The sequence below is a fragment of the Rhizobium sp. N731 genome (genome assembly GCF_001664145.1).
In the GTDB taxonomy this organism is placed as follows: Bacteria; Pseudomonadota; Alphaproteobacteria; order Rhizobiales; family Rhizobiaceae; genus Rhizobium; species Rhizobium esperanzae.
Window position 1 is genome coordinate 285,955 of sequence record NZ_CP013606.1, and the last position, 22,056, is coordinate 308,010.

17 protein-coding genes are annotated in these 22,056 nt (G+C 61.7%); 3 read left to right on the forward strand and 14 right to left on the reverse strand.

Annotated elements, in window-relative coordinates; genetic code table 11:
• Window positions 1-10: 10 nt before the first annotated feature.
• Window positions 11-2,659: a DNA ligase D gene (ligD, locus tag AMK02_RS28785; protein ID WP_064808437.1), complete on the reverse strand. Its 2,649-nt coding sequence runs from the start codon at window positions 2,657-2,659 to the stop codon at window positions 11-13.
• Between the two features lie 227 nt (window positions 2,660-2,886).
• Between ligD and AMK02_RS28790 the strand changes: the two genes are divergently transcribed.
• The gene (locus AMK02_RS28790) at window positions 2,887-4,218 is read left to right on the forward strand and encodes an epoxide hydrolase family protein (protein WP_064808438.1); all 1,332 of its coding nucleotides are present in this window, start codon (window positions 2,887-2,889) and stop codon (window positions 4,216-4,218) included.
• A 306-nt stretch (window positions 4,219-4,524) separates the two neighbouring features.
• Entirely contained in the window at window positions 4,525-5,757 is a 1,233-nt protein-coding gene (pepT, locus tag AMK02_RS28795; protein WP_064808440.1) for a peptidase T, read from the forward strand.
• 31 nt (window positions 5,758-5,788) lie between these two features.
• On the opposite strand, the gene AMK02_RS28800 is transcribed toward pepT, so the two are convergent.
• From AMK02_RS28800 to AMK02_RS28820, 5 genes are all read right to left on the reverse strand, one after another.
• Entirely contained in the window at window positions 5,789-6,607 is an 819-nt protein-coding gene (locus tag AMK02_RS28800) for a cell wall hydrolase (protein WP_064808441.1), read from the reverse strand.
• 245 nt (window positions 6,608-6,852) lie between these two features.
• Entirely contained in the window at window positions 6,853-7,893 is a 1,041-nt protein-coding gene (locus tag AMK02_RS28805) for a sulfate/molybdate ABC transporter ATP-binding protein (protein WP_064808443.1), read from the reverse strand.
• Window positions 7,894-7,903: 10 nt separating this feature from the next.
• A complete protein-coding gene (cysW, locus tag AMK02_RS28810; RefSeq protein ID WP_064808445.1) occupies window positions 7,904-8,776 on the reverse strand; it encodes a sulfate ABC transporter permease subunit CysW in 873 nt (290 codons plus the stop codon).
• Window positions 8,766-9,623 (reverse strand): sulfate ABC transporter permease subunit CysT, encoded by an 858-nt coding sequence (gene cysT / locus AMK02_RS28815; protein WP_064808447.1) that lies wholly within the window; start codon window positions 9,621-9,623, stop codon window positions 8,766-8,768. Before cysT ends, cysW begins: the two co-directional genes overlap by 11 nt.
• Window positions 9,624-9,631: 8 nt before the next feature.
• Entirely contained in the window at window positions 9,632-10,657 is a 1,026-nt protein-coding gene (locus AMK02_RS28820; protein ID WP_064808449.1) for a sulfate ABC transporter substrate-binding protein, read from the reverse strand.
• 360 nt (window positions 10,658-11,017) lie between these two features.
• Between AMK02_RS28820 and AMK02_RS28830 the strand changes: the two genes are divergently transcribed.
• Complete coding sequence (locus tag AMK02_RS28830) at window positions 11,018-12,034, forward strand: porin (protein ID WP_064808453.1); 1,017 nt, start codon at window positions 11,018-11,020, stop codon at window positions 12,032-12,034.
• 45 nt (window positions 12,035-12,079) lie between these two features.
• On the opposite strand, the gene AMK02_RS28835 is transcribed toward AMK02_RS28830, so the two are convergent.
• From AMK02_RS28835 to AMK02_RS28870, 8 genes are all read right to left on the reverse strand, one after another.
• Entirely contained in the window at window positions 12,080-12,535 is a 456-nt protein-coding gene (locus AMK02_RS28835) for a PTS sugar transporter subunit IIA (RefSeq protein WP_064808455.1), read from the reverse strand.
• Window positions 12,536-12,576: 41 nt separating this feature from the next.
• Window positions 12,577-13,269 (reverse strand): response regulator transcription factor, encoded by a 693-nt coding sequence (locus AMK02_RS28840; protein WP_064808457.1) that lies wholly within the window; start codon window positions 13,267-13,269, stop codon window positions 12,577-12,579.
• Window positions 13,266-15,974 (reverse strand): sensor histidine kinase, encoded by a 2,709-nt coding sequence (locus AMK02_RS28845; protein WP_064808458.1) that lies wholly within the window; start codon window positions 15,972-15,974, stop codon window positions 13,266-13,268. Before AMK02_RS28845 ends, AMK02_RS28840 begins: the two co-directional genes overlap by 4 nt.
• A 502-nt stretch (window positions 15,975-16,476) precedes the next feature.
• Window positions 16,477-17,046 carry a potassium-transporting ATPase subunit KdpC gene (gene kdpC, locus AMK02_RS28850; RefSeq protein ID WP_064808460.1) on the reverse strand — a complete coding sequence of 190 codons (570 nt, stop codon included), beginning with the start codon at window positions 17,044-17,046 and terminating at the stop codon, window positions 16,477-16,479.
• A gap of 14 nt (window positions 17,047-17,060) precedes the next feature.
• Window positions 17,061-19,121, reverse strand: a complete 2,061-nt coding sequence (gene kdpB, locus AMK02_RS28855; protein ID WP_064808462.1) for a potassium-transporting ATPase subunit KdpB — start codon at window positions 19,119-19,121, stop codon at window positions 17,061-17,063.
• Between the two features lie 63 nt (window positions 19,122-19,184).
• Window positions 19,185-20,888, reverse strand: coding sequence for a potassium-transporting ATPase subunit KdpA (gene kdpA / locus AMK02_RS28860; RefSeq protein WP_064808464.1), 1,704 nt, complete (start codon window positions 20,886-20,888; stop codon window positions 19,185-19,187).
• A gap of 69 nt (window positions 20,889-20,957) precedes the next feature.
• Entirely contained in the window at window positions 20,958-21,047 is a 90-nt protein-coding gene (locus AMK02_RS28865; protein ID WP_003547774.1) for a K(+)-transporting ATPase subunit F, read from the reverse strand.
• Between the two features lie 326 nt (window positions 21,048-21,373).
• Window positions 21,374-21,736: a copper resistance CopC family protein gene (locus AMK02_RS28870; protein ID WP_064808466.1), complete on the reverse strand. Its 363-nt coding sequence runs from the start codon at window positions 21,734-21,736 to the stop codon at window positions 21,374-21,376.
• Window positions 21,737-22,056 lie beyond the last annotated feature (320 nt).

Sequence of the window (22,056 nt, forward strand, 5' to 3'; positions counted from 1 at the left end):
CCGCTCCTGGTCACGCGGCATGCTTGCCGGCACGGCCGAGCCTCTTGATCGCCTGCTCCAAGGGACGCTGCCCCTCACAATAATCCTTCCAGGCGGACGACTTCGATAGCAAGGCAGGTACGGTTCGGATCGTGAACCTTTTAGGGTCGAGATCTGATTTCACCTGCGTCCACGTCAGAGGCATTGATACCGTCGCACCGGGGCGGGCTCGAGGAGAAAGCGGCGCTACGGCCGTCGCCATGCGATCATTGCGCAGGTAATCGAGGAAAATGCGACCGCCCCTCAGGCTCTTCGTCATCTTGATAAGGTAGAGATCGGGGTTGTTCCGGGCCATCTGCTGGCAGACGTCATGCGCGAAAGCCTTTGCCTCGGGCCATGACAGCGGCTTGCGCTTATTGACCGCAAGCGGGGTCACGACATGCAGGCCCTTGCCGCCCGTCGTCTTGCAAAAGCTGATCAGTCCGAGGTTTTCCAGCCGATCGCGCATTTCGCGGGCAGCGGCAACGACCGTGGCAAAGGGAACGTCAGGCCCGGGATCGAGGTCGAACACCAGACGACCAGGAACTTCCGGTTGACCGGGTTCGCAATTCCACGGATGGAGTTCGACCGCTGCGATCTGGGCGACCGCGGCAAGGCCTTCGATGCGATCGATCTGCAGGTATGGCTTTTTGTCCCCGAACACCTTGACCAGGTCGAGCAGGTTCGATTGTCCCGGCATCGCATGGCGCTGAAAGAACTGCTCGCCGCCAACTCCATCCGGGGCGCGGATGATAGAGCAGGGCCTGCCCTTGATGTGGTGGATCATCCAGTCGCCGACTGCCTCGTAATAGCCCGCCAATTCTTCCTTCGTGACCGGTTCGCTGCCGTTGGCATCCGGCCACAATGGTTTGTCCGGGTTTGAGATGAGCACTCCCATGACATCAGCCTTCGCACCCTTGCGGCGCGCCGGTGTTTGCCTGGCTCTCGGAACCGGCTCCGCGATGTCCGCTTTGGAGGGTCTTACCGGTGGCTCCGCCTCGACTTCCCGAGCAGGCTTATCTTCGCGCAATCCTTTGAAGGCTGCTTGGCGGACGAGACCGTCCGCTGTCCACCCCTCGAATTCGATTTCGGCGACAAGCTCGGGCTTTACCCAGACGACCTCGGCCTGCTTCTTCGGAGCACCGATACCCGTGAAGGGCGATCTCGCCGTCTCCAGCGCCTTCAATTTCGGAAGCAACGTTTCGACTTTCTTGGCGCCGTAGCCGGTTCCGACACGGCCGACATAGACAAAATGATCGCCGCGAAAAACACCGGCGAGAAGGGAACGAAACCTGCCGTTGGTTTTGGCGTAGGCGCCGATCACCACCTCGTGCCCCGCCCGGCATTTTGACTTTGCCCAGCTTTCCGTTCGTCCGGATTGATAGGGGGCATCTGTCTGTTTTGAGATGATGCCTTCCAGCGAGAGCTTGCATGCCGATCTGAGGACGGCGTCACCGCCGGTCTCGAAATGTTCGACGTAGCGGATCCGAGGATCGTTGCCGGCCTCGGTGAGGAGCTCCTGCAATCGCCTCTTTCGCTCGATCAGGGGCTTCGACCGGAGATCCTCGCCGCCGTCATAGAGCAGGTCGAAGGCGAAGTAGACGAGGCTGGCGGTCTTGCCCTCCGATAGCGCCGCCTGGAGTGCCGCGAAGTTAGGCGCACCTTGCTCGTCGAGAGCGCAAATCTCGCCATCGAGGATACAATCCGGAAGCCCAGACGCCGCCTCGGCGATTTCGGGGTACTTGGTCGTCCAGTCGAGGCCTTTCCTGGTCTTCAAGGTGACTTCGCCATCGAGCACGCGCATCTGAATGCGATATCCATCGAACTTGATCTCATGGATCCAACCGTCCCCGCCAGGCGGTCGCTCGACCTTCTCGCAGAGTTGCGGCGCGATGAAATCCGGAAGATCAACCGCCGTCGCAGTACCGGCGCGCTTTCCCGCACTCGCCTCCGACTGCCGCTCCTCGGCGGCCAATCCGTGATTGCTGTCCCAGACGGCGTCCGCCTGGACCTTGCCGCCCTCCACCATGAAGGGTTTCGGCTTGCGCCCCTTGCCGGCTGCGATCATTTCCATGCTGCGGCCTGAGGCCACCGAGGTGACGTTTTCTTCGAGGATGGAAGCACCGTTCTCGTCCACGGAGAACTCGTCATGATGCTTGATCAACAGCCAGTTGGTACGCTTGCTGCGCTCGCGATCGTTGCGCATGCGCACCAGCACGAAGCTCCCGTGCAGGCGCTCGCCTTCGAGCGTGAACTTGAAATCACCCTTGGAAAGCGCCTGCTCCGGGCTCTTCCTGCCCTCCGGCTCCCAATAGCCGCGATCCCACAGCATGACCGTGCCACCGCCATACTGGCCTTTCGGAATAGTGCCTTCGAAGTCGCCATAATCGAGGGGATGATCCTCGACCTCGACCGCCAGCCGCTTGTCGTGCGGATCGAGCGATGGGCCTTTGGTGACGGCCCAGCTCTTGAACACGCCATCGAGCTCGAGCCGCAGGTCGTAGTGCAGCCGTGTCGCATCGTGCTTCTGGATGACAAAGCGACGGCGGTTGCTCTGTTTGAGGGACCGCTCGCCGCTGGGCTCAGCGGTCTTCTGAAAATCGCGTTTTGATCGGTAGCTTGATAGCTTGTCGCTGGCCATGGCTGTTTCCGGATATTCGGTCCTCAAACGAACTAGCGGTGATCGTTGTTCCAGCCGCCGGCGCGTTCGACTGTCCCCGCACCCATTTGTTAGATCGCGTATCTGACGACCGCGACGCTACATTCTGCAACAGAACAAGCATCAGCCGGAAACATAAGTGATACATCGACCGTCTAGCACTCCAATCGCGAGAAAGTCGCAGAACGCCAAGCGAAGGAGGCTATCCCATGACCACTATTGCAAAGTTTTCCAAGTCGAGCCCGCTGCTCGGGCGGGCGATCGCCATCGCCGTCGGATCGTTGGCAACGATGTCTTACCTGCAGTCCGCACGCGCAGAAGAAGCCGGCGTAACGACCGTCCAAGCAAGACCGGCGTTGGATGAGAGTATCCGCCCTTTCCGCATTCATGTCGATCAGAGCCAGCTTGATGATCTCAAACGACGTATAGCAGAGACACGTTGGCCGGATAAGGAGACGGTCGGAGATATCTCGCAGGGCATCCAGCTGGCGCGCGTTCAGGACCTTGTCCGCTATTGGGGGACCGACTACGACTGGCGCAAAGCCGAAGACCAGCTGAACGCCCTGCCGCAGTTCATCACGACGATCGACGGCGTCGACATTCAGTTCATTCACGTCCGCTCCCGTTATCCGAATGCTCTCCCGGTCATCTTGACTCATGGCTGGCCGGGATCGATCTTCGAGTTCATCAAGACGATCGGACCTCTCACCGATCCCACGGCCTATGGTGGCAAGCCGGAAGATGCGTTCGACGTGATTATTCCTTCGATTCCCGGCTACGGCTTTTCCGGCCGACCGACAGATCAGGGATGGGGACCTGACCGCGTTGCCCGCGCCTGGGACGTCCTGGTGAAGCGCCTGGGTTACACGCATTACGTTTCGCAGGGTGGCGATCACGGCTCGGTGATATCCGACGCCTTGGCACGGCAAGCACCGAAAGGCTTGCTGGCAATCCATTTGAACATGCCGGCGACTGTACCGGGCGATCTCATGCGGGCGATCAACAATGGCGACGCGGCCCCTGCCGGACTGTCCCCAGCGGAAAAAGGGGCCTACGACTCTCTGAGCGCCTTTTTTGGCCGCAATGCCGCCTATGGCGCCATGATGGTAACGCGGCCCCAGACAATCGGTTACTCGCTGTCAGATTCCCCGTCCGGATTGGCGTCATGGATTTATGAAAAGTTTGTCCAATGGAGCGACAGTGACGGCGTTCCCGAACGCGTTCTGACCAGAGACGAAATGCTGAACGATATTACGCTCTACTGGTTGACCAATACCGGCGCGTCGTCCTCGCGGTTCTACTGGGAAAACAACAACAATAACTTCAGCTCCGAGGCGCAGAAGACAAAGGATATCAAGATCCCTGTCGGCATCACGGTTTTTCAGAAGGAGATCTATAAGGCGCCGGAGAGCTGGAGTCGACAGGCTTATCCTTCTCTCGTTTACTACCATCAGGTGGAGCGAGGCGGACACTTTGCTGCTTGGGAGCAGCCCCAGCTGTTTGCGCAAGAACTGCGGGCTGCCTTCAAATCAGTTCGCTGACTGCGCTTCGAGCTGGCGCGGCTCCTCCCTGGTGCCGCGCGACAGCTATTTCCAAGTCCGACGTGACCTCCGGGGCTCGGCCTTTGGTAAGGTGCAGCGGCACGCCTGGGTCGCGCCGGACGGCTGGTGGCCTGCACCCGCCAGGGAGCCGTGAATGACGGCTTCGCACGCACGCGGGTCCAGTCCATCCCATCCTCCCTTGATAAAGCTGCCGTCGGGATAGAACCATTTATCCAGCAGAAAAATCTTTTGCCGGATCGCTCGCGAGGGCTATATCCTCGGGAGATCTCACTGAACTGGATTGCCATGACCGACACTGTTCTCGACCGCTTTCTCCGCTATGTCGTTATCGACACCCAATCCGATCCCTCTTCATCGACGCAGCCGACCACCGAAAAGCAGAAGGATCTCGGCCGGCTTCTGGTCGACGAGCTGCTGGAGATCGGCCTTGCGGACGCGCATCTGGACGAACACGGTTATGTCTATGGGACCATTCCTGGAAATAGCGACAAGCCGGTGCCGGTCATCTGTTTCTGCTCGCATATGGACACGGCGCCCGATTTCAGCGGCACCGACGTCAAGCCGCAGATCGTCAGGAATTATGCGGGCGGCGATATCAGGCTTGTCGGCGATTCTAGCCGGGTGATCCGTGTCGCCGAGCATCCCGAGCTCAGCAACCAGATCGGCAACGACATCGTCACGACTGATGGCACGACCTTGCTCGGCGCCGATGACAAGGCGGGACTGGCAGAAATCATGACCGCGGCCCGGGTTCTCGTCGACAATCCCGATATCCGGCACGGAACGATCAAGATCCTGTTCACGCCCGACGAGGAAGTCGGACGCGGCGTCAACAAGGTCGATCTGGATAAACTCGGAGCGGACTTCGCCTATACGATGGACGGCGAGACGGTGGGCCACGTCGAGGACGAAACCTTTTCGGCCGACGGCGTCGAGATCAGCATATCGGGCGTGGCGATACATCCGGGTTTCGCCAAGGACCGCATGGAGAACGCCATCAAGATCGCCGGCGCCATCATCGACCGGTTGCCGAAGGACGTGGCGCCGGAGACGACGGAAGGCAAGCAGGGCTTCATCCATCCGGTCGGCGTGACCGGCTCGATGGAAAAGGCGTCGTTGAGCTTCATCGTTCGCGACTTTACCGACGAGGGGCTCGCGCAAAAGGAGGCGATGCTCGAAACCATCGTCAAGCAGGTGATGTCGGCCTATCCCGGCTCAACCTACCATTTCCAGGTGACGGAACAATACCGCAACATGAAGACGGTGCTCGACCGCCATCCGGAGATTGTCGAGAACGCGCTTGAGGCCGTGCATCGTGCCGGCATGACGCCGGTGCGCGGCAGCATTCGCGGCGGCACGGACGGCTCGCGGCTCTCCTTCATGGGACTGCCGTGCCCAAACATTTTTGCCGGCGGCCATGCCTTCCATTCGCCGCTCGAATGGGTGAGCCGCCAGGACATGGAAAAAGCCGTCGCAACGATCGTGGAGCTTGCGAAGATCTGGGAGGAGCGCGCCTAAGGCGCTCTTCCCACTTGAACGAAATACAGGTTTATCCGCCGTTTACCGGGATCTCGCCGCGCAGCATCACGCTGTCATAGGCGGGACGGGGCGTCGGGATCGCGATCCGCATTGCCGGCTCGGGCGCAGGCGCGGTTTCCGGTTGGGTCACCGGGGCTGTTATCTGCATCGGCGCCGTGCTCGCCGTCGGCATCGGATCGGGGGCCGGCAGAGGAACGGGAACGGCGGAGGGTATCAGCGCCTCGAACTGCGGCGGCAGCATGCTTTCGCCGGGCACATAATTCATCGCCACCTCATAGGACGGCAGCGGCGGCGGCGTTTCGAGCATGCCGTTGGAATCGCGCTTCTCGTAGAAGGCATTGCCGCCGGCGACCGTCACATAATGCATGTTGTCGTAGGGAAATTTCAGACCGTCGGTGTGGAAGAACATCGCGTCCTTCACTTGGGGATGGCGCGCACCCTTCAGGAGGATCGCATCGGCCGCGGTGGCGAGTTCCGGTTCGGCCTGCGGCTTGACTTCCCGCGTCATGACCCCAGGCGCAAACTGCTTCTCCTGGGCGACAACACCGCAGATCGACGGTGGATAGGCGCCCGACGTCAGCCTGTTCATGACGACGGTGCCGACGGCCAGATAACCATCCTCGTCGGAATGCTGCGATTCGAAATACATCGCGCGCTTCAGGCAGTCGCGATCCTTGGCGGTATAATTGAAAGTGACTTTCGCCGCTTGAGCCTGTTTTGTCTTTGCCGGCGTCGTCGCCGGCTTTGGTGTTGTGGTGCAGCCTGCGGCCGCCAGTCCTACGAATAAAATCCCGATCAGGGATTTTCCAAAGGAAATCTCCGCCCTCAACGCCAGGTGCCTCCTATGGGATTAGTCCAGCCCTTTATGATTAACGCGAAAAATCTTTTACTCGTCATATGACTGAAATACAAACAACCAGAGATCACAAAAGGCTTTAGAGACTCTCGCCGGGTGCGATTCCGGCGATTAGCCTGCGGCCGTCTGCTGCATAATCCCCAAAAATTAAGGAATTATCCACCAACTCAAGCTGTTAGAGAGCCTGCTGCCCGTCGGAAAAGACGCTGAAATTCGAATCAGCTGCGAAACAGCTTCCAGCGAGTCGGCTTGAATGCCACCCGGTGCCGGTCGAGCCTGTCGGCCTCGCTCGGCGGCAGTTCGATTTCGACGTGCGGGCGCTCACTGCCGATATCGAGCTCGATATGACGGGTGCCGGCGACGCGGCGGCTGGAGACCGGCTGGCCGGCAATGCAGTTTTCGGCTGATTCGCAGAGCCTGACATCATGCGGGCGGAAGTAGAGCTGCGCCGGTCCGTCGGGCTCACCCTCGGCATTGAGGCCGAGCGAGCGGCCTTCGAAGCGGATGTCGCCGTCTGCGATTTCGACCTGCAGGCAATTCGACTGGCCGATGAAGCCGAAGACGAAGGGCGAGTTCGGATAATCATAGACTTCGTCGGGCGTCCCGACCTGCTCGATCGCACCCTGGCTCATGACGACGACGCGGTCGGCAAGCTCCAGCGCCTCATCCTGGTCGTGGGTGACGAAGACGGTGGTGTGGCCGGTGCGGTCATGGATTTCGCGCAGCCATTTGCGCAGGTCCTTGCGCACCTGGGCATCGAGCGCTCCGAAAGGTTCGTCGAGCAGCAACACGTTCGGCTCGACCGCCATGGCGCGGGCGAGTGCCACACGCTGGCGCTGTCCGCCGGAAAGCTGGGCGGGATAGCGTTTTTCGAGACCGGAAAGCTGCACGAGGTCGAGCAGTTCCAGCGCCCGCCTGCGGATGTCGGCTTTCGCGGGACGCCGGGCACCCTTTCTAACCCTCAGGCCGAACGAGACGTTGTCGAGCACCGTCATGTAGCGGAAGAGCGCGTAGTGCTGGAAGACGAAGCCGATATTGCGCTGCTGTACCGATTTCTTCGAGGCATCCTCGTCGCCGAAGAAGATCTGTCCCTCGGTCGGGCTTTCCAATCCGGCGATCAGCCGCAGCAATGTCGTCTTGCCGGAACCCGAAGGGCCGAGCAGTGCGATCAGTTCGCCGGAGCGGATATCGAGCGAGACGTCGTGCAGCGCCGGAAAACGCTCGAATTCCTTGCGAATGTTTTGAACGCGTACTTCCATTTCAAATCCTTCAGTGCCGCCGGCTGGCGGATATTTCGGCGCTGTAGCGCATTTCCAGCAGTGTCTTCAAAACAAGAGTCACGAGCGCGAGCAGCGCCAAAAGTGTGGCGACGGCGAAAGCGCCGGTGAAATTATATTCGTTGTAGAGAATTTCCACCTGCAGCGGCATGGTATTCGTCTGGCCGCGAATGTGGCCGGAGACGACCGACACGGCCCCGAATTCGCCCATGGCGCGGGCGTTGCAGAGCAGCACGCCGTAGAGCAGACCCCACTTGATGTTCGGCAGCGTCACGTACCAGAAGGTTTGCCAGCCGCTAGCGCCGAGCGACAGGGCCGCCTCTTCGTCGGCCGTTCCCTGTTCCTGCATCAGCGGAATCAGTTCGCGGGCGACGAAGGGAAAGGTGACGAACATAGTCGCCAGGACAAGCCCCGGAACGGCGAACAGGATCTTGATGTCATTGGCGCTGAGCCAATGGCCGAGCCAGGTATTGGCGCCGAACAGAAGCACGAAGACCAGGCCCGATATGACCGGCGAAACGGAAAAGGGCAGGTCGATCAGCGTCGTCAGAAATGCCTTGCCCTTGAACTCGAACTTGGCGATCGCCCAGGCAGCGGTAACCCCGAAGGCGAGATTGAGCGGCACGCTGATGCCGGCGACGATCAGCGTCAGCCGGATCGCCGAGAAGGTTTCGACATCCTGCAGCGCTTCGAGAAAGGGGCTGGCGCCCTTGCGGAAGGCCTCGACAAAAACGGCGGCGAGCGGCAGCAGCAAGATCAGCAGCAGGAAGACGAGCGAAAGGATAATCAGGCTGTAGCGGGCGATCCGGTGTTCTGTTGTCACCGAGCGCAATTTGCCGGGTTGAGTGGTCGTATCAAGCGCCATAGCCGTACCTCCGCCTGCTCCAGCTCTGGATGAGGTTGATGACGAGCAGCATGCCGAAGGAGAGAATCAGCATGATTGCGGCAATGCCGGTCGCCGCAGCGTAGTTATATTCCTCGAGCTTGATGACGATCAGCAGCGGTGCGATCTCCGATTTGAACGGCAGGTTGCCGGCGATGAAGATGACCGAACCATATTCACCGACGCCGCGGGCAAAGGCGAGCGCGAAGCCGGTGAGAACGGCAGGCGCCAGCCCCGGCAGCAGCACGCGGAAAATCGTCTGCAAGCGGTTGGCGCCGAGCGTTGCCGCAGCCTCTTCCACTTCCTTGTCGATTTCCTCCATGACCGGCTGCACGGTGCGCACCACGAAGGGCAGGCCGACAAAGATCAGCGCTATGACAATGCCGGCCGGCGTGAAGGCGATCTTGATCCCGAGCGGGGTCAGGAATTGGCCGACCCAGCCGTTCGGCGCATAAAGTGTCGTCAATGCGATGCCGGCAACCGCGGTCGGCAGCGCGAAAGGCAGATCGACCATTGCATCGATTACGCGCTTGCCGGGGAAGCGATAACGCACCAGCACCCAGGCGAGAATGATGCCGAAAACAGCGTTGACGATCGCGGCGATGAAGGCGGTGCCGAAGCTGATGCGCAGTGCATTCAGCGTACGCGGATCGAGCGCGATCGACCAGAATTTCTCCCAGCCGAGCGCGCTCGACCGGACGGCAAGGCCGGAGAGCGGAATGAGGATCAGAAGGGTGAGCCAGGTCAAGGTAAGGCCGAGCGCCATTCCGAAACCCGGAATGACGCTCGGCCGCCTGAACCGCCACCGCGTGGGGCTATGTGCACTCATGAAATCTATTATTGGGCCGGCTTGTAGATTTGGTCAAATACGCCGCCGTCGCCGAAGAATTTCGGCTGCGCTTGCTTCCAGCCGCCGAAGTCTTCGATGGTGGCAAGGGTTAGCTTCGGGAAGCGGGCGACGTCGGCCGGATCGGCGGCTTCGGGCTTGATCGGCCGGTAGTAGTGCTTGGCGGCAATCTTCTGGCCCTCGTCCGAATAAAGGTAGTTGAGATAGGCTTCGGCGACCTTGCGCGTGCCCTTCTTGTCGACATTGCCGTCAACGACGGCGACCGGCGGGTCGGCGCGGATGGAGAACGACGGCGTCACGATCTCGAACTGGTCGGGCCCGAGTTCTTCGAGCGAGAGATAGGCTTCGTTCTCCCAGGCAAGGAGCACGTCGCCGAGGCCGCGCTGGACGAAAGTCGTGGTCGCGCCACGGGCGCCCGTATCGAGCACCGGAACATGCTGCAGCAGTTTCGTCACGTAATCCTGTGCCTTGGCGTCGTCGCCGCCATTGGCCTGTTTGGCCCAAGCCCAGGCCGCCAGGAAGTTCCAGCGGGCGCCGCCCGAGGTCTTCGGGTTCGGCGTGATGACCTGCACGTCATCCTTGATCAGATCGCCCCAATCCTTGATGCCCTTCGGGTTGCCTTTGCGCACGAGGAAGACGATCGTCGAGGTGTAGGGGGTCGAATTGTTCGGGAGCTTGCTCTTCCAATCTGCCGGAATCTTCCCCGTCGCCTTGGCAATGGCGTCGATATCACCTTCGAGGGCAAGCGTCACGACGTCGGCGTCGAGACCGTCGATGACCGAGCGCGCCTGGGCGCCGGAGCCGCCGTGCGAAGCTTTGATCGTGACGGTTTCACCCGTATCCTTCTGCCACTTGGCGGCAAAGGCGGCATTGAAATCCTTGTACAATTCGCGGGTCGGATCATAGGAAACATTGAGAAGCGCCTGATCCGCGAAAACAGGAGCGACGCTTCCGATCGCAAAGCTGCCTGCCATGACCGCGGCTGCGAGGAGCCGGGTGAACCTTTGTGTCTGCATTGGGACCCTCCTGATGACGGTCTTAACTCTATCAAGTCAGTCGTATAATGAAACGAAATGTCTTTCAGTTTCGCCGTATCTATTAGAATGTCATTCCATTTGAGGGGTGATTTTGAAATGGACCTGCCGAAGTTGGCCGCGGCCAATCGTGGGTTCGCCCCCGTCCTGCCCCAGAACCGTGTTTTTTCTGCCACAGTTTCTCCGCAAGCGACCTTGGTAAAGCTGATTTTTGCCCGGATTTTGCCGCGATGACACTTGTGGATTCCTATATGGCGGCGGTGCGGTCGTATTTGCCGGCCGCTACGTGGGGGCATCCCTTGAAATGCGCCTCGCAATCCAAACCTGTTAGGGCCATTCAAAATGAATATCAGAACTATCCTTTTTGCCTCCGTCGCCGCCCTTGTCGCGGCATCCGGAGCACGCGCAGCCGACGCCATCGTGGCGGCGGAACCCGAGCCCGTGGAATATGTTCGCGTTTGCGACGCCTACGGTACCGGCTATTTTTATATTCCGGGAACGGAAACATGCCTTTCGATCGGCGGCTACATCCGTACCGAAGTGCGCTTCGGTGACAACATTGCCGGCGATTCCGACGTAAACTTCTGGACTCGCGGTCAGGTGACCTTCCAGGCCAAGAACGACACCGAGTACGGCACGCTGACCGGCGTCATGACGCTGCGTTATAATGCCGACAACGCCTCCGATCAGGAAGCGCTGCTGGATGAAGGCTATATCGACATCGCCGGTTTCCGCGTCGGTAAGCTCTATAGCTGGTGGGACGACGACATGAGCGGCGAGACCGATACGCTCGCCAGCAACGAGACGACCCACAACTCGATCCGTTATCAGTACGAGAATGGCGCTTTCGCCGCCGGCCTCTCGGTCGATGAGCTGGAAGAAGATTACGCCACCAAGCCGGGCGAAGGCCCGAACAACTTCGGTGTCGCAGGCCAGGTTTCCTACAAGGCCGGCGCCATCAGCGCTTACCTGCTTGCCGGTTATGACACCGACACCAGCGAAGTCGCCGTCCGCGGCATCGTCTATGCCGACATCGGTCCGGGCACGCTCGGCATCGCCGGCATCTGGGCAAGCGGCGCCAACTACTACTACGAAGAGTCCGAATGGACGATCGCAGCAGAATACGCCTTGAAGATCAACGACAAGTGGACGGTCACCCCGGGCTTCCAGTACTTCGAAAACATCGCCCTGGAGGCTGACGGCAATGGCTTCACCGGCGGCAGCGCCTACACGACCGGTGTGACGATCGACTACCGGATCGTCGACGACCTCAGAACGAAGCTCAGCGTGCAGTACCACGATGAGGACGAAGGCGACGACGAAGTCTTCGGCTTCCTGCGCTTCCAGCGCGACTTCTAAGTTGGTCTGATTGCAGACAAGCGGGCGCGGCCTTCGGGCCGCGCTTTATGCCCGGGAATCAGCGATGAAATCGGAATAGAATTCGTCCGCTGTCCTTGCCTTGCGCATAGCGGCAAGCACGCCATCCGATTGCAGCCGCCGGGCGATGGCCGACAGCACGTTCAGATATTCGCCGCGATTGTTCTCCCCGAAGATGAGCACAAAGGCGATGTCGGTCGGGACATCGTCGATCGCTTCGAAATCCAGCGGCTGCGCGAAGCGGATGAGAAGGCCGCGCGGACTGGTCATGCCGTCGATCGCGGCATGCGGAATGGCAATGCCATTGCCGATCCCGGTGGAACCGAGCTTCTCACGCGCTTCGAGCGCCTTCAGAATGGTCTGGCTGTCGACGGAAAAGGCCTTGGCTGCCTTGTCCGCTATGATATGCAGCGCGCGCCATTTTGTCGGTGCCGACACGCCGATGAAGGTGTGTTCCGGCCGTATGATGTTGGGAAGATACATGTCATTCTCGATACAGTTCAGGCGGCGGGTGAGAGAGCAGGTCAGTCCGGCTCCCTGAGACGATAGCCGACTCCGGTCTCGGTGGTGATATAGTGCGGCTGGTCGGGGCTCTGCTCGATCTTCTGTCTGAGCTGCCTGATGTAGACGCGCAGATATTGCACATCGGCCGCCGGGCCCCATACCTGCTTCAAAAGGAACTGATGTGTCAGCACCTTGCCGGCATGCTGGGCGAGCACGCGCAGGATGTCATATTCCTTCGGCGACAATTTTATTTCCTCGCTGTCGACCTTGACGATGCGCTTGACGAGATCGACCGACAGCCCGCCGGTCTGGAAGATCGCCTTTTCGCCCTGCTGCTGCAGGCGATGGCGCAGCGCCACGCGGATGCGGGCGCCAAGTTCGTTGATGCCGAAGGGCTTGGTGACGTAATCGTCGGCGCCGCTTTCCAGCGCCTTGACGATGCCGGCCTCGTCGGTGCGGCTGGAGAGGATGACGACGGGTATGGACAGGCCTTCGTCGCGCCACTCCTGAAGCAAGTCATGGCCCGGCGTGTCGGGCAGGCCGAGATCGAGCACGATGAGATCGGGCTTGTCGTCGGCGACCAATCGGCGGGCGCTGACGGCATTCGGCGCCTCCTGCACCTCGTAGCCCTGCGCGGTCAGGCCGACGCGAAGCAGCTTGCGGATCGGGGGCTCGTCGTCGACGACGAGGATCTTGACGGCTGAACCGGTCATCTGAGTTCGTCCAGTTTCGGTATGTCGTTGGGCTTCGGCAGGTGAATGGCGAAGACGGCGCCCCGGCGGCCCTTTCGGTTGGCGGCGGTGATCGTGCCGCCCATCGCCTCGATGAAACCGCGGCAGATGGAAAGGCCGAGGCCGGTGCCGGCGCGCACCTGATCGCCCTTGCGGACACGATAGAAGGTGTCGAAGACGCGGGTGAGATCGGCGGGTGGAATGCCCGGACCTTCGTCCGAGACCTGCAGGACGACGTTATCGGCATCGACCCAACCCTCGATATGGACCACCGATCCCTCGGGCGCATATTTCGCGGCATTGTCGAGCAGGTTGAAGATCACCTGCTCGAACAGGACAGGATCGACGCGCACCATCGGCAGGTCGGCGGGAATGCTCGTCTCGGTCTTGTGGCGCTCTAGGATCTTTGCGGCGCGACGCAGCGCGCTGCCGACGATATCGCCGGCATAATGCAACGCAAAATTCGGCTCCATCGCACCGGATTCGATCTTGGTCATGTCGAGCAGGTTGGCGATGAAGCGGTTGAGGCGCTCGGATTCGTCAACGACGGTCGAGAGCAGGTCGCTGCGGTCCTCCTCCGGCATCGATGCAAAATAGTCGCGCAGCGTGCCGGCGGCGCCGAGGATGGCCGCCAGCGGTGTTTTCAGGTCATGCGAAATCGAGGTGAGCAGGGCCGACCGCAACCGGTCGGCTTCGGCCGCGAGCCTTGCCCGGTCGACATCGGCGACGAGCTGGACGCGTTCGATCGCAAGGGCCGCCTGATCGGCCAGCGCGTCGAGCAGCCGCTGCTGCTCCGGCGTCAGCAGCGGCCCGTCGCGGCGGTCGCTGTCGAGGCCGATGACGCCGACGGCGGTGCGCCCGGTTCTGAGCGGCACATAGAGCCGCTTGGCGCCGGGCAGGGTATCGGCGCCGCGGCCGGCGGCGTGATTGTGCTCCCAGGCCCAGCGGGCGGCGGCGATATCGGCATCGTCGAGCGTATCGTCGGGCGGATAACCGGCCTTGACGGCGATGCTGCCTTCTTCGGGCAGCAGCAGCACGACGCGGACCTTCAGCATCGAGGCGAGCTGGAAGGCGGTCGCCCAGAGCACGTCATCGAGCGTGCCGGTGCCGGCGAGCTTTTTCGAGAAGAGATAGAGATCTTCCGTCGTGCGGGCCCGCTGCCGGGCGGCGGCGGCCTGGCGCTGCACTGTGGCGGTCAGATTGCTGGCGATGATGGCGACGCCGAGGAAGAAGAAGAAGGCAAGCACGCTTTCCGGATCGCTGATCGTCAGCGTGTAGCGCGGCGGCAGGAAGAAGAAGTTGAAGGACAGCGCGCCGAGAATACAGCTGTAGAGCGCCGGCCGTAAACCATGCAGGACGGCGGAGGTCAGCACCGCCATCAGGAAGACGAGGGCGAGGTTGCGCACGTCGAGCACCTGATCGAGCACGATGCTGACGCCAAGCGCGATGGCGACATAGACGGTCGCCAGCAGATAGGCTCTGAAATCGAATTGGGGGGCTGTGACCGCCGCCCGGACGCCGCGCGCGGTGGTGCCGTCCTTCTCGTTGCCTGAAATGACATGGACGCTGATCTCGCCGGTCTTGCGGATCAGTTCGTCAGTGATCGAACGGCTCCACCAGTCACGCCACGTCGCCGCCTTGGGGGCGCCGATGACGATGTGGGTGACGTTGTTGGCGGTGGCGTGACGGACGAGCTCTTCGGCGACCTCGCGGCCGGGTATGGTGATCGCCTCGCCGCCGAGCTGTTCGGCAAGACGCAGCGTTGCGGCAACGGTATCGCGCTCGGCTTCGGTCAGATTGACCGAACGGTTGGTCTCGACATAGACGGCGGCCCAGGGCGCGCGCAGGCGCGAGGCCATACGGGCTGCATATCGCACCAGCGAGGCGGAGCGCGGATGATGGTCGATCGAGACGAGGACACGTTCGCCCGCCGCCCAGGGGCCGGAGATCGCGTGAGCCTGCATATGGGTGAGCAACTGATCGTCGACGCGCTGCGCGGTTTTGCGCAGCGCAAGTTCTCTCAGCGCCGTCAGGTTGCCCGGGGTGAAATAGTTGGTCAGCGCCCGCTCGGCGGTGCGGGGCACATAGACTTTGCCGTCATGCAGGCGCTTGATCAGATCGTCCGGCGTCAGATCGATGATCTCGACGTCGTCGGCAAGGTCGATGATCGAGTCCGGCACCGTCTCGCGCACGCGGATGCGGGTGATCTGCGAGACGACGTCGTTCAGGCTCTCGACATGCTGGATGTTGAGCGTCGTATAGACGTCGATGCCGCGATCGAGCAATTCCTTGACGTCGAGGTAGCGCTTCGGGTGCCGGCTGCCCTCGGCATTGGTATGGGCGAGTTCATCGACCAGCACGAGATCGGGCCTGCGGGCGAGGATGCCGTCGAGGTCCATTTCCTCGAGCGGACGGCCCTTATAGTCGATCTTGACGCGAGGAATGATCTCGAAACCGACGAGCAGCGCCTCGGTCTCCTTGCGGCCGTGAGTCTCGACAACGCCGATGACGACGTCGAGGCCGTCGGCGATCTTGGCGCGGCCGGAGACCAGCATTTCGTAAGTCTTGCCGACACCTGGGGCGGCGCCCAGAAAGATCTTCAGACGGCCGCGCATCTCCGCCCGGGCTTTTTCGAGCAGCGCATCGGGCGAGGGCCTGCCGGCCTGGTCGCGATTGTCGTCTGGCATGCGTTTGGTCTTTCTGCAGATGCCTGTGCTTGAGGATGGGCGCTACGCCTCGATCCCTCGTAAAGTCAGTTCAGCCGACGCGCCGGCATTGTTTGGTTCAGCTGGCAGATGGCGTTCTGGAACCCGGCTCTACGCCGCGAATAGCTCCTCGTGTCCCCCGCTCTCCGTCATGCTCGGCCTTGAGCCGAGCATCCACGCGGCACCCACCGGCGCCGCGGCATGGATCCTCGGGTCAAGCCCGAGGATGACGGAGAATGGGGTTGGCCTTCTTGCCAAACCCGCCCCGGCCTGCAAGACATGCCGCTTCTTCAGGCCGGCATTCCCCTCTCCTCTCCAGCCGGCTCTACGCCGCGAATAGCTCGGTCCGTCCCCCACTCTCCGTCATCTCGGGTCAAGCCCGAGGATGGCGGAGAGTGGGGTTGGCTTTCGTGCCAAACTCTCCGCGGCGTACACGGCAGACCGCGTCGGCTGCTTTATCCAGCCGTTCGTCGTTCGCCTAAACTCACTCAGTCATAGAACCATCAAGGCTCTGGTTCAACGCCACAACATTGACGGTGGGCTCGCCGAGAATGCCGAGCTCGCGATGGTGAACGGCGCCGTCGACCAGCGCCTTCACTTTGGCTTCGTCTAGGTTTCGCGCCTTGGCGACGCGCGGCACCTGGAAGTAGGCGGCCTCGGGCGAAATATCGGGATCGAGACCGCTACCCGACGCCGTGACCAGGTCGGCCGGCACCTCGGCGTTCGGGTTTGCCGCCTTGGCGCTTTCGTAGTCGCCCTTGACGCGGTCGATCAGTTTCTGGCTGGTCGGGCCGAGGTTCGAGCCGCCGGAGGCGGCGGCATTGTAGCCGTCGCCGGCGGCCGACGGACGGCCATGGAAATACTTGTCGCTGGTGAAGGCCTGGCCGATCAGCGTCGAGCCGATGACCTGGCCGTTCTTCTCGATGAGGCTGCCATTCGCCTGGGCGGGGAAGAGCGCTTGGGCGGCACCCGTCATGGCGAGCGGGTAGAGAAGGCCGGTGATCGCAGTGGTGGCGACGATCATGACGACCGCCGGACGAAGTTCTTTCAACATCGTTCTTAACTCCTTTAGGCGAGACCGAGGGCCGCGACGGCCATGTCGATCGCCTTGATGCCGACGAAGGGAACGACGATGCCGCCGAGGCCGTAGATCAGCAGGTTGCGTGACAGAAGCGCACCGGCGCCGATCGGCCGGTAACGGACACCCTTCAGCGACAGCGGGATCAGCGCGATGATAATGAGCGCGTTGAAGATGATCGCCGAGAGGATGGCACTCTGCGGCGTCGACAGCGCCATGATGTTGAGGATGCCGAGCTGCGGGTAGAAGGTCAGGAACATCGCCGGGATGATGGCAAAGTACTTGGCGATGTCGTTGGCGATCGAGAAGGTCGTCAGCGCGCCGCGTGTCATCAGGAGCTGCTTGCCGATCTCGACGATCTCGATGAGCTTCGTTGGATCGCTGTCGAGATCGACCATGTTGCCGGCCTCGCGGGCGGCGACCGTGCCGGTGTTCATGGCGACGCCGACATCGGCCTGGGCGAGTGCGGGCGCGTCATTGGTGCCGTCGCCGCACATGGCGACGAGCTTGCCCTTGGCCTGTTCCTCGCGCATCAGCGCCAGCTTCATCTCCGGCGTCGCCTGGGCGAGGAAGTCGTCGACACCGGCTTCTGCAGCGATGGCCGCCGCCGTCAGCGGGTTGTCGCCCGTGATCATCACCGTGCGGATGCCCATGCGGCGCAGTTCCGTGAAGCGTTCGCGGATGCCGCCCTTGACGATGTCCTTCAGCTGGACGATGCCGAGCAACCTGCTGTCGCGGGCGACGGCGAGCGGCGTTCCGCCCGATTTGGCGACCTCATCTGATATCGACTGCAGCTCGCGCATAACCTCGTTGCCGTTCTTCGAGGGGGCGTCGCCGTTGACATAGGCGAGCACGGTATCGACCGCACCTTTGCGGATCGAGGCACCTTCGAGATCGACGCCGCTCATGCGGGTCTGCGCGGTGAAAGGCACGAAGCTGGCCTTGAGGCTCGCCATGTCGCGGCCGCGGATCGCATATTTCTCCTTGGCGAGCACGACGATCGAACGGCCTTCCGGAGTTTCGTCGGCAAGCGAGGCGAGCTGGGCGGCATCGGCGAGCTCCTGCTCGGAAACGCCGCGAACCGGGCGGAAGGCCGTCGCCTGACGGTTGCCGAGCGTGATCGTGCCTGTCTTGTCGAGCAGCAGCGTGTCGACGTCGCCGGCCGCTTCGACGGCGCGGCCGGACATGGCAAGCACGTTGAAGCGGACGAGGCGGTCCATGCCGGCAATGCCTATCGCCGACAAGAGCGCGCCGATCGTTGTCGGGATCAGGGTGACGAAGAGGGCGACGAGCACGATGATCGGGATCGAGCCGCCGGCATAGATGGCAAAGCTCGGGATCGTCGCAGTGGCGAGCACGAAGATCAGCGTCATGCCGGCGAGCAGGATGTTGAGCGCAATCTCGTTCGGCGTCTTCTGGCGCTGCGCGCCTTCGACCAGCGAGATCATCCGGTCGAGGAAGGTGGAGCCGGCCGCCGCGGTGATGCGCACGCGGATCCAGTCGGAGAGCACCTGGGTGCCGCCTGTCACCGCCGAGCGGTCGCCGCCGGATTCGCGGATGACAGGAGCGGATTCGCCTGTGATCGCCGCTTCGTTGACGGAGGCGACACCTTCGATGACTTCGCCGTCCGAGGGGATGATGTCGCCGGCTTCGACCAGCACGATATCGCCGACCTTGAGGCTGGTGCCGGGCACCATGCGGTAGTCGCTGCTATTGTTGGCGGTCAGCAGCTTGGCCTGGGTTTCGGTGCGCGCCTTGCGCAGCGAATCCGCCTGCGCCTTGCCGCGGCCTTCGGCGACGGCCTCGGCGAAATTGGCAAAGAGCACGGTGAACCAGAGCCAGAGATTGATCTGGAACGAGAAGCCGAGATTGCCGTTGCCCGCCACGAGGTCGCGCAGGAAGAGGACGGTGGTCAGCACCGAAACCGTGGCCACGACGAACATGACCGGATTTCTGGCAAGGGCGCGTGGGTCGAGCTTCCGGAAGGCGGCACCGACGGCGGGAACGAGGATGCGAGAATCGATGATGCTCGCGGATTTTGCCTGGCTCATAAGAGACTCCAGCTTTGAAACGAGGACGGCGAAGGAACCCTGGGATGCGGATTACGGATTGCCTCAGAAGGTCTGGCCGGCGATCGTGACCAGGTGTTCGACAATCGGACCGAGGGCCAGCGCCGGGAAGAAGGTCAGGCCGCCGACGATCAGGATCGTGCCGATCAGCAGGCCGACGAAGAGCGGGCCGTCGGTCGGGAAGGTGCCAGCCGAGGCCGGAACCGTTTTCTTGGCGATCAGCGAGCCGGCGATTGCAAGGGCCGGGATGATGACCAGGAACCGGCCGGCGAGCATACCGATGCCGAGCGTCACATTGTACCAGGGGGTATTGCCCGTCAGGCCGCCGAAGGCCGAGCCATTATTGGCTGCAGCCGAGGTATAGGCATAGAGGATCTCGGAGAAGCCATGCGGACCGGCGGTGCCGACCGAAGCGACGGCGGAAGGCAGCACGCTTGCGATTGCGGTGAAAACCAGCATGGCGAGCGGCAGGCAGAGGATGGCAAGAATGGCCATCTTCATTTCCTTCGCCTCAATCTTCTTGCCGAGATATTCCGGCGTCCGGCCGACCATCAGGCCGGCGACGAAGACGGCGACGATGATGAACAGCAGGATGCCGTAGAAGCCGGCACCCACACCGCCGACAATGATTTCGCCGAGCTGCATGTTGATCAGCGGGATCAGGCCGCCGAGAGCGGTGAACGAACCATGCATGGCGTTGACCGCGCCGCAGGAAGCGGCGGTGGTGATGACGGCGAAGAGCGAGGACAGGGCGACGCCGAAGCGGACTTCTTTCCCCTCCATATTGCCGCCGGTGAGGCCGAAGGCATGCATCAGCGGATTGCCGGCCGCTTCCGCCCAATAGGTGATGCCGACGCCGACGACGAACAGCGCGCCCATCGCGGCCAGAATTGCCCAGCCCTGGCGCTGATTGCCGACCATGCGGCCGAAGACGTTGGTGAGACCCGCACCGATCGCGAAGATCGAGACCATCTGGAGGAGATTGGAGATCGCATCGGGATTTTCGAACGGATGGGCGGAATTGGTGTTGAAGAAACCGCCGCCATTGGTGCCGAGCATCTTGATCGCGAGCTGCGAGGCGACCGGGCCGACCGCAATCGTCTGCCTGGCGCCTTCGAGCGTCGTCGCATCGACATAGGGGCCGAGCGTCTGCGGCACGCCGAGATAAACGAAGACGAGCGTCAGCACGATGCAGATCGGCAGCAGGATGTAGAGCGTGCCGCGGATCATATCGACCCAGAAATTGCCGATCGCCTTGCCGGACGCCCGTGCGAAGGCGCGGATGAAGGCGACTGCGATGGCCATGCCGGTTGCGGCGGAAAGGAAATTCTGCACCGTCAGGCCGGCCATCTGCGTGAGATAGGACATGGTGCTTTCGCCGCCGTAGTTCTGCCAGTTGGTGTTTGTGGGAAAACTGACGGCGGTGTTGAAGGAAAGCTCCGGCGGGACGGCAGCCATGCCGGCCGGATTGTAGGGCAGAAAGCCCTGCAGGCGCATCAGCGCGTAGAGGAGGAGGACGCCGAGAAGGTTGAACATCAGCATCGCGAAGGCATAGGAGGTCCAATGCTGCTCCTCGCCTTCGCCGGTGCCGGCCATGCGGTAAAGTCCGCGTTCGATCGGAACGAGGACGGGCGAGAGGAATGTTCGTTCGCCGTTATAGACGCGCGTCATGTAGCCGCCGAGCGGTTTGACGAGCAAAAGGACGATCCCGCAATAGAGCAGGATCTGAAGCCATCCGTTGAGGGTCATGGAGCTAAAACTTTCAATACCCGGCTGGTTCCCGGTCGCGCAGGCGCGGCTTCGGAATCGTCGGTTTTTTCAGAAGCGTTCTGGGCGCAAGAGAGCATAGGTGAGGTAAACGGTGAGAAACACGGTTACGGCGCCGCTCAGGACATAATCGAGGGTCATCGTCGTTTCTCCTTAGAGCCTGTCGCAGGCTCCGACATAGGCAAAGCACAGCGCGAAGAATAGGATCGCGGTGCCGAGCAGAATGGTATCCATCATGATCGTGACTCCTGTTGTTCTTGTTGGAGTCAGACAAGACAAAGGGCCGCCGCCGTTGGCGACTGCCTTTCATGCTTTCTGGCGTGGAGATGATCCTTGGATCTCTCGGGCACCAATATGGAGCCGGAGCGCATAAAGGTTCGAGACGGCCGAAACGGCATCAATATAAAAATCTTATAAATGCTTTCAGGCGGCTACAGCGGAACGAGGACCTGGCGCGATCTTGAAATTCAAGGATCGACCCGGAACTGGTAGCGGCCTTCGGCGCTGCGGCCGTCCATCGAGAGGACGTGCCAGTCGAGGGTGTAGAGGCCGGGCGCCATTGCGGGATCGAGCGGGATCTTGAATATGGATCCTTCGGGGCCGGAGAGGAACGGCTTGCCCAGGGGAAGCGCCCTGCCTTTAGCATCGAGCAAGATGGCGGTCGAGCGGGCAAGATCGACGGGACCGCTGAAGGTAAGCTCGACATTGGCCGGTACGAGCTCTTCTTCCTGCTGCTGCGGGGGCAGCGACGCTTGTTCCAGGGCAGCAGTCGCCTGGTTGGCAGCGAAAAGAAGGGATGCGAACAGGCAGAATGACACGACCGGCTTCATGATGGCCTTCCTGTATTGCCGAGCCACTGGCGCCGGAAGCCATCACGCTTCCGCCACGCCATGTGGGCTGCAGCTATTAACGCTGCCGGGGGCGATTTCGATCCCAAGTCCGCAGAATGACGCGCATTGGCTGCCCCGGGTTGTCCCTCTGAAGGGCGGTGTTCCAATCGGCCACCAATCTGCGCCAGAACTTTCGGAACCGTCGGAAGATCCTCGAGGAAAGCCCGTTCCCGCGGATATTGTCATTATCATGCTTCATCTCTTTTGCCGCCTCCCACTGTGTCGTGGCTGATGATGAAGACTGTACTCTCCGGTGCTCT

Bases quoted from the DNA above. Each gene is read 5' to 3' on its own strand.
- ligD (WP_064808437.1), bottom strand. From the start codon at position 2,659: ATGGCCAGCGACAAGCTATCAAGCTACCGATCAAAACGCGATTTTCAG.
- AMK02_RS28790 (WP_064808438.1), top strand. From the start codon at position 2,887: ATGACCACTATTGCAAAGTTTTCCAAGTCGAGCCCGCTGCTCGGGCGG.
- pepT (WP_064808440.1), top strand. From the start codon at position 4,525: ATGACCGACACTGTTCTCGACCGCTTTCTCCGCTATGTCGTTATCGAC.
- AMK02_RS28805 (WP_064808443.1), bottom strand. From the start codon at position 7,893: ATGGAAGTACGCGTTCAAAACATTCGCAAGGAATTCGAGCGTTTTCCG.
- cysW (WP_064808445.1), bottom strand. From the start codon at position 8,776: ATGGCGCTTGATACGACCACTCAACCCGGCAAATTGCGCTCGGTGACA.
- cysT (WP_064808447.1), bottom strand. From the start codon at position 9,623: ATGAGTGCACATAGCCCCACGCGGTGGCGGTTCAGGCGGCCGAGCGTC.
- AMK02_RS28820 (WP_064808449.1), bottom strand. From the start codon at position 10,657: ATGCAGACACAAAGGTTCACCCGGCTCCTCGCAGCCGCGGTCATGGCA.
- AMK02_RS28830 (WP_064808453.1), top strand. From the start codon at position 11,018: ATGAATATCAGAACTATCCTTTTTGCCTCCGTCGCCGCCCTTGTCGCG.
- AMK02_RS28835 (WP_064808455.1), bottom strand. From the start codon at position 12,535: ATGTATCTTCCCAACATCATACGGCCGGAACACACCTTCATCGGCGTG.
- AMK02_RS28840 (WP_064808457.1), bottom strand. From the start codon at position 13,269: ATGACCGGTTCAGCCGTCAAGATCCTCGTCGTCGACGACGAGCCCCCG.
- AMK02_RS28845 (WP_064808458.1), bottom strand. From the start codon at position 15,974: ATGCCAGACGACAATCGCGACCAGGCCGGCAGGCCCTCGCCCGATGCG.
- kdpC (WP_064808460.1), bottom strand. From the start codon at position 17,046: ATGTTGAAAGAACTTCGTCCGGCGGTCGTCATGATCGTCGCCACCACT.
- kdpB (WP_064808462.1), bottom strand. From the start codon at position 19,121: ATGAGCCAGGCAAAATCCGCGAGCATCATCGATTCTCGCATCCTCGTT.
- kdpA (WP_064808464.1), bottom strand. From the start codon at position 20,888: ATGACCCTCAACGGATGGCTTCAGATCCTGCTCTATTGCGGGATCGTC.
- AMK02_RS28865 (WP_003547774.1), bottom strand. From the start codon at position 21,047: ATGACCCTCGATTATGTCCTGAGCGGCGCCGTAACCGTGTTTCTCACC.
- AMK02_RS28870 (WP_064808466.1), bottom strand. From the start codon at position 21,736: ATGAAGCCGGTCGTGTCATTCTGCCTGTTCGCATCCCTTCTTTTCGCT.